10 protein-coding genes are annotated in these 11,656 nt (G+C 66.9%); 5 read left to right on the forward strand and 5 right to left on the reverse strand.

Translation table 11 applies throughout. The features are described 5' to 3' along the window. The first annotated feature begins 75 nt into the window (after nucleotides 1-75). Complete coding sequence (locus JWN03_RS21830; RefSeq protein ID WP_297618015.1) at nucleotides 76-1,035, forward strand: Lrp/AsnC family transcriptional regulator; 960 nt, start codon at nucleotides 76-78, stop codon at nucleotides 1,033-1,035. Here JWN03_RS21830 and JWN03_RS21835 read toward each other — a convergent pair. Beyond that, nucleotides 1,022-1,705: a helix-turn-helix domain-containing protein gene (locus JWN03_RS21835; protein ID WP_297618016.1), complete on the reverse strand. Its 684-nt coding sequence runs from the start codon at nucleotides 1,703-1,705 to the stop codon at nucleotides 1,022-1,024. The two genes, JWN03_RS21830 and JWN03_RS21835, sit on opposite strands and share 14 nt — an antisense overlap. Then, nucleotides 1,702-3,210: an APC family permease gene (locus tag JWN03_RS21840; RefSeq protein ID WP_297618017.1), complete on the reverse strand. Its 1,509-nt coding sequence runs from the start codon at nucleotides 3,208-3,210 to the stop codon at nucleotides 1,702-1,704. Before JWN03_RS21840 ends, JWN03_RS21835 begins: the two co-directional genes overlap by 4 nt. A gap of 195 nt (nucleotides 3,211-3,405) precedes the next feature. Between JWN03_RS21840 and JWN03_RS21845 the strand changes: the two genes are divergently transcribed. From JWN03_RS21845 to JWN03_RS21855, 3 genes are read left to right on the forward strand one after another with little or no spacing between them, the layout of a single operon-like run. Beyond that, nucleotides 3,406-4,860: an APC family permease gene (locus JWN03_RS21845; RefSeq protein WP_297618018.1), complete on the forward strand. Its 1,455-nt coding sequence runs from the start codon at nucleotides 3,406-3,408 to the stop codon at nucleotides 4,858-4,860. Nucleotides 4,861-4,902: 42 nt separating this feature from the next. Further along, complete coding sequence (locus JWN03_RS21850) at nucleotides 4,903-6,852, forward strand: primary-amine oxidase (RefSeq protein WP_297618019.1); 1,950 nt, start codon at nucleotides 4,903-4,905, stop codon at nucleotides 6,850-6,852. Beyond that, entirely contained in the window at nucleotides 6,849-7,343 is a 495-nt protein-coding gene (locus JWN03_RS21855) for a hypothetical protein (RefSeq protein ID WP_297618022.1), read from the forward strand. The genes JWN03_RS21850 and JWN03_RS21855 overlap by 4 nt, the downstream gene beginning before the upstream one ends. Here the strand turns inward: JWN03_RS21855 and JWN03_RS21860 are convergent. Next, entirely contained in the window at nucleotides 7,264-8,487 is a 1,224-nt protein-coding gene (locus JWN03_RS21860) for a PucR family transcriptional regulator (RefSeq protein ID WP_297618023.1), read from the reverse strand. The two genes, JWN03_RS21855 and JWN03_RS21860, sit on opposite strands and share 80 nt — an antisense overlap. 78 nt (nucleotides 8,488-8,565) lie before the next feature. Further along, a complete protein-coding gene (locus tag JWN03_RS21865; protein WP_441343037.1) occupies nucleotides 8,566-9,885 on the reverse strand; it encodes a lipase family protein in 1,320 nt (439 codons plus the stop codon). A gap of 212 nt (nucleotides 9,886-10,097) precedes the next feature. Here JWN03_RS21865 and JWN03_RS21870 point away from each other — a divergent pair, with 212 nt between their 5' ends. Continuing rightward, nucleotides 10,098-11,111 carry an LLM class flavin-dependent oxidoreductase gene (locus tag JWN03_RS21870; protein WP_297618027.1) on the forward strand — a complete coding sequence of 338 codons (1,014 nt, stop codon included), beginning with the start codon at nucleotides 10,098-10,100 and terminating at the stop codon, nucleotides 11,109-11,111. Here the strand turns inward: JWN03_RS21870 and JWN03_RS21875 are convergent. Next, nucleotides 11,108-11,410: an ArsR/SmtB family transcription factor gene (locus JWN03_RS21875; protein ID WP_297618039.1), complete on the reverse strand. Its 303-nt coding sequence runs from the start codon at nucleotides 11,408-11,410 to the stop codon at nucleotides 11,108-11,110. The two genes, JWN03_RS21870 and JWN03_RS21875, sit on opposite strands and share 4 nt — an antisense overlap. Nucleotides 11,411-11,656: the final 246 nt, after the last annotated feature.

Below are 11,656 nucleotides of genomic sequence, written 5' to 3' on the forward strand. Positions count from 1 at the left end.
CCCACCGTGCCCGGTGAGCGAGATTTCGGACAGGACCCAGTGGCGGATTGACGAATACAGCCACATACTTGGCCGATGCTGGACGAATTGGACCGCAGAATCGTCGGTGCACTCCAGATCGACGGCCGCGCCGCCTGGAGCCGGATCGCCGCGGTCCTCGGTGAACCCGAGCGCACCGTCGCCCGGCACGGCAATCGCCTGCTGGAGAGCGGCGCCGTCACGGTGACCGCGCTCGCGCCGCGCGGTGACGCTGTGCTGGTTCGTATCCGGTGCACGCCGGGCACCGCCGGTGTCTGCGGTCGCACGCTCGCGCATCGTCCCGACGCGGTGTTCAGCTACGTCCTGACCGGTTCGGTCGACTGTGTCGCGGAGATCATCTGCCTGCCCGAACGGGTCGCCGACCTGGTGCTGCAGGAACGTCCGGGTATCCCGGGCCTGGTCGAGAGCAATACCCTGCCGGTGCTGCGCTACTTCCGCACCGTGCACGAATGGCAGCCCGCCCTGCTGACGGCGACCGAAGCCGCCGAGCTGACCGAACTTCCGCCGCTCACCCCCGCGCCGACCGGAGCGGGCGCGCAGCGACTCGGCCGCGAGGAACGTCTCATCGTGCGCGCGCTGGCCGAGGACGGACGCCGCACCTACGACGAAATCGCCCGTATCGCAGGCATTTCCGAGCCGACCGCCCGGCGGCGGGTGGAGTCGCTGCGCCGCACCGGGGTCGTGCACATTCGTGCCGTGGTGGCCCCGGCGGCGCTCGGCCTGGGTGTGGAAGCCCTGCTGTGGATTCGCACCCAGCCCAGCACCGTCGAGCTTGTCGGCCGATTGCTGCTGGAATCGCCCTATGTCCGGTACGCCGCGGTGATCATGGGCGACCACCAGATCGTCGCCGATGTCGCGGTACCGGACAAACTGCGCCTCTATGAGTTGCTGACCGGCGCGGACTGGGTGGCGCACGTCGAATCGGTGGAGACCTCCATGGTCATCGAGGTGCTGAAAACCAGTGGGGTGCAGCGCACCCGGGTCAGCGGTCGGTGAAGGCGGCTTCGAGCCGTTCGCGGCCCGGTGTCAGCAGTCCGAGCGCATCGCCGAGGTCGCGCAGCCGTGCCGAGGTGGTCGAGAGCGTCAGCCCGGCGATGAGGGTGCCGCGGCGGTCGCGGATCGGCACCGTGAGACAGCCACTGCCGGGCCGTAATTCGTCCACCTGTAGCGCATAGCCGAGGCGGCGGGCCTGCGCATCGGACTCGGCGAGCGCGAGGCGGCCGATGGCGGAGGTGGTCAGATCGCTGGTGATCATCTGCTCGTGCTCGATCGGATAGTCCGGGTCGGCGTCGAGAATGCGAACTCGGGGCCGGGTGGTGCCGGTGCGGAGGTAACCGGCCAGATGCACGCCGCCGCGGATATTCCCGCGCAGTTGTTCGAGCACCTCGAGGGCTGCGACGGGAAGCGGTGCGGGCGTGGCCATTCCGGCCAGTTCGGTCACCTTGCTGCCGAGCGCGAAGCCGCTCAGGTCGGGGGTGCGCACCAGATACTCCTGCTGCACCAGCAGATTCAGCAGCCGGTAGGCGGTGGCGCGCGGCATGGCGAGATTGCGGCTGATCTCGCGCGCACTCACCCCCGGCCCGCACGCCGCCACCTCCTCGAGCACGACGAGGGCGCTCAGGACCGCCTTGGGTTGCCGGCCGCCGATGCCGCCGGGTGTGCTCACTCCGGCCCCCGGTCACCGGGTACCGTCGCCGCCCCGCCCAGAACTTCGGCGCCGATCGGGGTGTCGTGCGTGCCGACCAGCAGCGCCCCGCGCTGTCGTGCGCGCCGGAATGCAGCCAGCCCGAGTGCGACACCGAGCAGGAACAGCCATACCCCGGCGGATCGGGGGCCACGCCATTCGGTGCCCAGAAACACCAGCAGACAGCCCGCCAGCCCGATCGCCGCCGCCAGCGCGACTGCGGCTGGGCCGAGCGTGAATTCGCCGATGCGGCGCAGGAAGAACGGCACGGCGAGACATACGAGCGTGTAGGCGAGCACGTATCCGCCCGCGGACACGACCAGCAGAATGCCGACCGCTGTTTTGCTGGTGACGCCGACCGCGAGCAAGACCAGCGGCACCGCTGTGACGATCGGCATGGACACCCCGATGGCGAGATGCGGCGTCCGGAACTTCGGATGTGTGCGACTCATGGCCGCCGGCAGCACACCGTCGATTCCCATGCTGAGCAAGACCCGGACCAGTGCGGTCGAGGAGGCCAGCGCACACGCGAAGAACGAGGCCGCGACACCGCAGTCGAGAATCGGGGAGATCCAGCCCACCCCGTAGAACGACGAGAGTGCGTGCACCGGCGCGGAATCCTGGTCCAGGGCCACCCCCGCCGCCCGGAATCCGGTGGTCTGCACCGAGGTGGCGGCGACCACCAGCACCCCGGTGGCGATCGGAGACCAGATCAGCACCCGGGGCACCGCGGCGAACGGACGCCGGGCCTCCACCGACAGTGATGCCGCGCTCTCGAATCCGACAAATGCGGTGATCGCAATGACCACGCCCGTCACCAGACCGGCGAACGACAGATGCTGCGGCGCCAGCAGATCCCGTGCGATCGGCTGCCGCCCCTGCCCGAGGAACAGCACCACCACCAGCCCGACCAGCACGGCGACCGCGACCGATTCCACCAGCAGACTCAATCGCGCCGACACCCGCACCCCGCGCAGCATCACCACCGCGCACGCCGTACCGCAGCCCAGGACGCACAGCACAGGCACCAGCACGCCGGTGCCGAAACCCAGGGCCGCCAGCAGATTCGACAGCTGCAATCCGATATTCGCCAGGGAGTACATGGCGATGAACGCATACCCCAGGATCATGCCGACCCCGCACAGGAATGCCGCCGTGGTCCCGAGCCCCTTCGCGGTGAAGGTGTACAGCGATCCGGCGGTGGCCACGCGTTTGGTGAATTGATTGATCGCCGCCGCCACCGGCAGTGTGAGTCCCGCGCCCAGCACCGCCGCCCACAGTGCCCCGTCACCGCTCGCGGTTACCAGCATGGCTGGAATCGTGGCCGCCGCCGCACACGGTGCGATGGCCGAGACCGACTGCGCCAGCAGACCGGGAAAGCCGAGGCTGCGGCGGTGCAGCCCGGACATGGGCGAGGTATCGCGCACCCCGGTGACCGGGGGTGGATCGGCGATCGCCTGATCCAGTGCGCTGCCGCGTGGGTTCATACGCTCGGAACGTACGAACGTGGTGTGTCGCAGATGTTTCCGGAATGTCAGCGCTATGTGTTGGCAAACGAGACGCCTGTCACCGCAGCGGTCTCAAAAGCAGCAGCGATGACCGTTACTGCCGGGTCACGGTCCGGAAAAGGTGTGCGCCAACAGTATTGAGAGTTCCATTTTCCGCTTCTCGGAGGTGCCCCCGTGACCCCCATATCCCCGCCCGGCGCGAGCGCGTCCGCACCGCCCGCCGGGCTGCACGGCTCGCTCGGGACCGGCGCCATCATCTTCATGGTGGTGGCCGCCGCCGCACCGCTCACCGTGATCGGCGGCAGCGCGCCCATCGCCATGATGATCGGCGACGGGGCAGGCTTCCCTGCCATGTTCGTGGTGGCCGCCGTTGTGCTGCTGCTGTTCTCGGTCGGACTCAGCGCCATGAGCCGCCATGTCCCCAAGGCTGGTGCCTTTTTCACCTATATCGGCTACGGACTGGGGCGACCCGCCGGGCTGGGCGCGGCCTATTTGGCGCTGCTGACCTATACGACGGTCCAGGTGGCGGTCTATGGCTTCCTGGGCGCGGCGCTGCGCCGATCCGTGATGGATATCCACGGTCCGGATATTCCCTGGTACGTCTATGCGCTCGCCGTGGTCGCGATCGTCGGCACGCTCGGCTACCGGCATATCGAATTCAGTTCGAAAGTGCTGGGGCCGTTGCTGATCGCCGAAGTCGGGATCGTGCTGCTGCTCGGCGTGGTGATCGTGGCGCGCGGCGGGGCGGCCGGACTGTCGGCGCAGCCGTTCACACCGCACCTCGCGTTGTCCGGCTCGCCGGGGCTCGGACTGATGATGGCGCTGGCCGGTTTCATCGGCTTCGAGGCGACCGCCATCTTCCGGGACGAGGCCCGCGATCCGGCCCGCACCATTCCTCGCGCCACCTACGGTGCGGTGATCTCCATCGGGCTGTTCTATACCTTCGGCACCTGGGCGCTGGTGATGGCGTGGGGGCCGGACCGGATTCTGGACGAGGCCGCTAAGGACCCGGGCGGGCTCATCGTGCGCACCGCTTCGGAGTATCTCGGTTCGGTAGGTGCGGTGGCGGTGAACGTGCTGCTGCTCACCAGTCTGTTCGCCTGCGTCCTGTCGTTCCACAATGTTATTGCGCGCTATCAGCATTCGATGGGTACGACGAATGTGCTGCCCGCCGGACTGGCCCGCGTGCACGCCCGGCATGCGTCACCGCATCTGTCGTCGCTGGTGCAGACGGCGACCGCGGCCACGGTGGTGGTGGTGTTCGCACTCTGCCGCCTCGATCCGGAACTGGAGGTGTTCACGTGGTTCTCGGGTGTCGCGAGCCTCGGGGTGGCGGTGTTGATGGCACTCACCTGTGCCGCGGTGATCGTCTACTTCGCGCGCACCCGCGCCGATACGCGAATCTGGCACACCCGCGTCGCACCGGCACTGGGGCTGATCGGACTGGTATTGACCGCCTGGCTGATCGCTGTCAATTTCCCGACGCTGATCGGCGGCTCGACCACCCTGGCCACGGTGCTGCTGCTGATCACCGCCGCCTTCCCGCTCGCCGGTATCGCCCAGGCGTATGCGCTGCGGCGCGCCAATCGGAATGTCTACGACGGCATCGTCGACGCGATCGCCGCCTGACCATCATTCGGAATCACCGCCCTTCTCACGAGGAGTTGCCCTATGTCCACTGTCGAATCCCTCTCGGCCGCAGCTGATGTCGAGGTGCGAGTGCTGGAGAGTCTGTCCGCCGCAGAGATCAGCACCGTGCGTGAAATCCTCAGCAGGGCCGATCTGATCGGTCCTACCTCCCGGTTCGTCTATGTCGGCCTGGACGAGCCCGGCAAGGCGCAGGTGCTGGCGCACCAGGACGGCGGCCCCGCGCCGGAACGGCTGGTGCGAATCCTGCTGCTGGACATCGCGACCGGCGCGTCCAGGGACGTGCTGGTATCGCTCACCACGGGGGAAGTGCACTCGGACACCGAAATTGACACCGCCCACGGTCAGGTACCGATTCTGGAGGAGGAATTCGCGGAGGTCGGTGTTGTGCTCGCCGCGAACGAGGCCTGGCGCGAGGCGCTGCGCAAACGCGGCGTCGATCCCGCGATGACGGTGTGCGTGCCGCTGTCGGCCGGGCATTACGACATCCCGAATGAAGAGGGGCGGCGCATCATTCGCGTCTTCGCCTTCCGTCAGGATCACCCGGAAGATCACCCGTGGGCGCATCCGGTGGACGGGCTGTGCGCCTATGTCGACATCATCAACCGCGAACTCGTCGATCTCATCGACTACCGGACCTTCGAGGTGCCCGACGAACACGGGAACTTCCAAGACCCCGCGCTGGCCCTGCCGGGATACGAGGGGCTCAAGCCCATCGAGATCACCCAGCCCGAAGGCCCCAGCTTCACCGTCGACGGTGACGTCGTCGAATGGGCGAACTGGCGGCTGCGCATCGGATTCGACGCCCGCGAGGGACTGATCCTGCGCCAGTTGGCCTTTCGGGACGGTGAGCGCTACCGCCCGGTCCTCTACCGGGCTTCGATCGCGGAAATGGTGGTGCCCTACGCAGATCCGTCGCCGAGCCGGTTCTGGCAGAACTACTTCGACACCGGGGAATACCTGTTCGGGCGCTTCACCAATTCGCTGCGGCTGGGCTGCGACTGCCTGGGCGAAATCCATTACTTCGACGCCACTCTCAGCGATGAGCTCGGCATGCCGCGCACCATCGAGAACGCGATCTGCCTGCACGAGGAGGACTACGGCACGCTCTGGAAGCACACCGACCTGTTCACCGGGGTGAGCGAGGTGCGGCGGCAGCGCCGGCTGGTGATCAGCTTCTTCACCACTGTCGGCAATTACGACTACGGCTTCTACTGGTACCTGTACCTCGATGGCACCATCGAATGCGAGGCCAAGCTGACCGGGGTGGCCTTCAGTGCGGCCTATCCGCCGGAGGGCTCGCCGTATCAGAACGAGGTCGCGCCCGGCCTGGGGCTCCCGTATCACCAGCACCTGTTCAGCGTGCGACTCGATATGACGGTTGACGGGCTCGCCAATGCGGTGGACGAGGTCGAGGTGAGCCGGGTGCCGGTCGGCCCCGGGAATCCGTACGGAAACGCCTTCACCGCCAAGACGACTCGGCTCACCAGTGAGTCGGAGGGCGCACGTGATGCCGATGCCTCGGTGGGGCGGGTATGGCATGTGGTCAATACCGAGCAGACCAATCGCATGGGTCAGCCGACCGGGTACGTCCTGCACGCGCAGCAGACGCCGACGCTGCTCGCCGATCCGTCCTCGTCCATCGCGGCCAGGGCGGCCTTCACCACCCGCCAGCTCTGGGTGACCCGGTACGCGCCCGAGGAACGCTATCCCGCAGGGGATCTGGTGAATCAGCACGCCGGTGGCGACGGGCTGCCCGCGTACATGGCGGCGAATCGGCCGATCGAGGGGGAGGACATCGTGCTGTGGCACACCTTCGGCCTCACCCATTTTCCGCGCCCGGAGGACTGGCCGGTCATGCCCGTCGACTATGTGGGATTCACCCTGAAGCCCTACGGCTTCTTCGACCGCAACCCGGTCATGGGCGTCCCTGCCACGACCGCATCGCATTGCTGCCACCCGGAGCCGCAGTGACCACGAGTGTGCATGTGCCGCAACGTCGCGGCGGCCGCGCACGGCGTGGCGCTCGGGCCAGGCGTTCCGTCCGGTTGGCACGGCCGGGTCGGTCGGGCTGGGTGGGGCGGTGCGGAGCGGTCCTGGCCGCCTGCTCGGCACTGCTGCACGCGGCAGGACTATCGGGGGACGGTTGCGGGCCCACGCCGCTCACCGTGCTCATGAACGTCATGATTCTGGCGTGCCTGGCCTGCGCATGGCATCTGTGGACCCGCCCGACCCTCCGGGCGTGGGCGGTCACCGGGGCGATGAGTGCGGTGATGGTCGTCGTGCACTCCGTGCTGATGCGCGGGGCCATGTCGCACAGCGGTTCGTCGAGCCTGGGACCGGCGACCCTCGGGGCGGTGCTGGAAGTCGCGCTGTCGATCGCGGTCATCCAGCACGAGGCCGGCGCTCGGCGTCGTGCTGGAAGGACTTCGACTCCAGCCGGCGAGCCGTACGCGCTGCCATGAGCGTCGAGATGCCGGACGGATGCAGCGGGTCGTAACCCGTGAGGTCCGCGATGCGGGTCAGCCGATAGGTGACCGTATTGCGGTGAATGAAAAGGGTTCGGGCGACGGCATTGTGGTTGAACTGGTTGTCGATGAAGGCATCCAGGGTCTGGGCCAGCATGGGCTGATCGTCGAGTGGATCGAGTAGGGCCGCCAGGGTGCGCCGGGTGGAACCGGTTGTCGCGATGGCGAACTCGAACATCATGTCCTGCTGCCGGCACACGATCTCCGGGAGTTGCAGGCAGCGCGCCACCTCGGCCACGATCTGGGCCTCGGCATACGCGGCGGGAATGGCCGCGTGTGCCGGGGCCGGCGCCACGCCGATCCAGAACTGCGGATGCGGCTGAATGTCGCGCAGTACCAGCGCGTCGAGCAGCAGCCGCTCCGGATCGTCGGTATCCGACGGCATCGGCACCAGCGCAGTCCAACCCCCGCTGTCGCGGTGCAGCAGCGTGCCGGGCAGATGCGCGATGCGGCTGCGCAGCCGGGTCAGTGTGCCCGGGGTCGGTTCGCCGAGCCGCACCACCGCTATGAGAAATGCTGGGGCAGGAGGTGATTCGGGATCCACCGCCCAGCCGCCGGGTTCACGACCGGACAGCAGGGCGTCCGCGACCTCGTGCTGCCGTTCCAGTACATCCCAGCGGGGCTGGCGGGCATCTTCGACCAGTGCGGTCGCAATGCGCGCCATGATCAGGCCCATGTACTCGGTGAGCCGCAGGCCGACCTCCGGAACGACCCGGTACTCGTCGCGATCCATCAGGGGGATGAGCTGCGACCAGAAGAACGCGGCCCCGACCCGGTAATTGGTGAGCACCTCGGTCAGGCCCATACCGTCGTGAACCAGCGTCACCGCACGATCGATGAGCGGCTGCGTGTCCTCGACGGACGGTTCGACCTGCTCGATGAGGTAGCGGAAGAACAGTTCGAGATTCAGCTTCGCGCTGGGTACGAAGTCCGCGTCCCGCAGGGAGTGGGGGAGGGTGTCGTAGGGCGCCACCTCACCGCTGAACTCCCCGGCCAGCGTTGCCGCGCGGGCTCGCAGGAGTTCCAGTGTGGCGGCGGGTTCCACGACGAGGACCTGATCCGCCACGATGCGGTTGTCCACTGCTTCCTCCCGGCTCTGTCTGAACTGTGTGTCAGCACACATTAGGCGCTACACGCCGTTACAGATAGCCCCCGGGGGTCAGCTGCCCGGGAATCCCGGCGGGAGCGGCTGGAAATCGGCCTTGAACCTGGGCCCGGGCGGCAGACCGCGCAATACGGCACTGATCCATGCGACCGCCGGCACCCAGCCGACGACGGCATTGGTCAGGTGTTCGGGCAGCGGATCGGTGTAGAAGCGCATGTCCGCGCCGCGATCCCAGTAGGACTGGACGGTCGGAAGCACTGCGGACGGCGGAATCAGCTCATCCCAATCGCCGTGCCACCATAGCAGCGGAGTATCCGGAATGTGCTTGCCCAGACTGTTGTCCTCGAGGACCTTCAGCACCTCGGGCGAGGTATTGAGCGATTTACCCGGCTGAAAATACTCACTGATCGGGCGGTAGACGCCCTCGGCCGCGATGGTGGCATAGCAGCGGTGCTGCATATCCGCGAGCAGCCCCTGACCTTCGGGGGTCAGGAAATCCTCGGCCTTGAACACATCCGGATATTCACGCGACAGCGAGGCGAAACCCAGCCACATGGTGAAATTGCTGGTCCCTGTCACGCCCGGCTCACGCGCGGAACCGTAGTTCGCCACCGATACCAGGTTGCCGGGAGTACCACCGAAGGCCGTCCCCAGCAGCCGGACATCCGGTGCGTAGGACTCCCGCAATTCGGCCGCGCGAATGGAACCGGAACCGCCGCCGGAATAGCCGTAGAGCGCGATACCCGAATCGGCGAATCCCAGGGCCGGATCGTTCTTCATCGCCCGCAGGCTGTCGAGAACCATCTTGCCTTCGTCGAAGGTGTTGAACGTATTGAACTTTCCATCGAAGTCCGGGATGTTGATGGCGAAACCCTGTGCGAGCCAACCGGCGACCAGCGTCGACTCCTTCATGGTGCCGACCTGCAGGGTGTGCGAGGGATTGCACGCCGAATCGGTGGAGTCGATGGCCTCCTGGAAGGACACCACCGGCCGCGCGCTGCCCTGCCACGGAATGCCCGGCACGATAACGGTTGTCGCGGTGACGATCGGATTGTCGTGCACATCGTTCGACCGGAACAGCAGCTGCTTGGTGTACACGGGGAACGGAATGCCCAGAATGCGGGTCTGCACTTCGCGCGAGCGCACGATGTCACCCGGGTTGAAGTCCGCGAGGTTCGGCGGATCGTTGTACCAGGCGTCCTGATCCGGCGACGGAATCGGCAGCATGCCGTAAATCTGCGGTTCCGACGGCAATTGCGGGATCTGATTCTGATCCGACGGGAAATTCGGCGGATAGGCCGGCTGCGCCGACACCGCACCCGTCCCGACCGTCACCAAACATGCGGACGTGGCCAAAACCAGCAGCCGCCGCATCCGAGACCTGTTCACCGAGCCTCCAAAAACTCCATTGTTTCCACACAGCCGAATCACACACTTCGGCCCATGCGACCTAGCTCACACCACTGCGATGGCGCGCGCAATCGGCGGTACGCCGAGCATTGACCACTGCTTTTGTGCATTTGCACGGGTGGCGAGCAGGCTCACGCGCGCGGAATCAACACGCGCGGAGCGCGTTGGTCATGTATATGACCTCCGGACTGCAGGCGACCCGCTTCTCGATTCTCGACCGATCGCGTACCCGCCGGGGCCAGTCGCACCCGGAGGCGTTGCGCGAGACCGTCGAGTTCGCGCGGCTCGCGGAAGCCTGGGGGTACCACCGTTTCTGGGTGTCCGAACACCATAGCGTTCCCGGCGTGGCGGGCTCCGCGCCCACCGTGCTGGCCGCCGCCATTGCCGCCGCCACCGACCACATTCGGGTCGGCACCGGCGGCGTCATGCTGCCCAATCACCAACCGCTTGTGGTGGCAGAACAATTCGGCACCCTCGAATCGCTGTACCCCGGCCGCATCGATATGGGCGTGGGCCGCTCGGTGGGCTTCACCGACGGCGTGCGCCGCGCACTCGGTCACGGCAGAGACGATGCCGAGGACTTCGACGCCCAGTTGACCGAACTGCTCGACTACTTCACCCGCGGGCGGAACGGTGTGCACGCCTGGCCTGCCGAAGGTCTGCGCGTCCCGGCCTATCTGCTCGCCACCGGTTCCAGCGCCGAGCGCGCCGCCCGCTTCGGCCTGCCACTGGTCATCGCGGCAGTCTCCGGTGAGGAGGCGATGGTCGAAGCAATCACCAACTACCGCAACAGCTTCCGTGTCACCGAATGGGGTGACGCCCCCTACGTGATCGTCTCCACCTCGGTAGTCGTCGCCGACACCACCGAAGCCGCTCACCGCCTGCTGCTCCCCGAAGCCTGGTCCGCCGCCTACTCCCGCACTCGCGGCGAATTCCCCCCGCTGCTCTCGCCCGAGGACATCGACCGCGAACCCATGACCGACCGTCAGCGCCGCCTCCTCGAAGAATCCCTCCGTGGCCACATCCACGGCCCGGAGTCAACCGTCCTCCCCGCGTTGGACCGTCTCATCACCCACACCCGAGCCGACGAAATCCTCGTACACACCAGCACCTACGACCGCGAGGCCCGCCTGAATTCGCATCGGCGACTGGCCGAAGCAGTATGGGCGCAGTCTTCAGCGCGGGTTTAACTCAATGAGCTGAGCAGGCCTGGGAAACGGGTTTCCAGATCGGCGCGCCGGAGGGTGGCCATTCGCGAATTGCCGCGATCGACCTGACGGATGAGGCCGGCTTCGCGGAGCACTTTGAAGTGGTGGCTGCGCGTCGATTTCGAGACCGGGAGGCCGAAGGAAGTGCAGTGCCGTTCTACGCCATCGGGTTCGGCGAGCAGGTCGCGCACGACTTTCAGGCGCAGGGGGTCCGCGAGAGCGGCGAACACATCGACGAGTTCGATCTCGTTGACCTCGGGGTGACCTTCGGTATCGGGCACGAACCCAGTTTACCAGTGGTTCGTTTTTCATCGAACCAGGCGGCGGATGTGACCTGGTCTTCCCCGGGTTGCCGGGTGCCGGATGGTCTGTTTTACTTCAGTCGGACTCCCTCTCTTGGGACAGCACGGCGACCCTGATCGCTGTGCCCATCGTCCGGTGCAGGATCGCTCCTTCTCGGAGACTCCCCATGCCCGGCGCAGCGATGCGGCACAGCCCCACTGCCGTCTATGCATCCGTCACCGCGT

This window comes from Nocardia sp., from assembly GCF_025465275.1.
In the GTDB taxonomy this organism is placed as follows: Bacteria; Actinomycetota; Actinomycetes; order Mycobacteriales; family Mycobacteriaceae; genus Nocardia.

Coding starts and splice junctions, on each gene's coding strand:
- JWN03_RS21830 (WP_297618015.1), top strand. CDS start 76: ATGCTGGACGAATTGGACCGCAGAATCGTCGGTGCACTCCAGATCGAC.
- JWN03_RS21840 (WP_297618017.1), bottom strand. CDS start 3,210: ATGAACCCACGCGGCAGCGCACTGGATCAGGCGATCGCCGATCCACCC.
- JWN03_RS21850 (WP_297618019.1), top strand. CDS start 4,903: ATGTCCACTGTCGAATCCCTCTCGGCCGCAGCTGATGTCGAGGTGCGA.
- JWN03_RS21865 (WP_441343037.1), bottom strand. CDS start 9,885: ATGCGGCGGCTGCTGGTTTTGGCCACGTCCGCATGTTTGGTGACGGTC.
- JWN03_RS21870 (WP_297618027.1), top strand. CDS start 10,098: ATGACCTCCGGACTGCAGGCGACCCGCTTCTCGATTCTCGACCGATCG.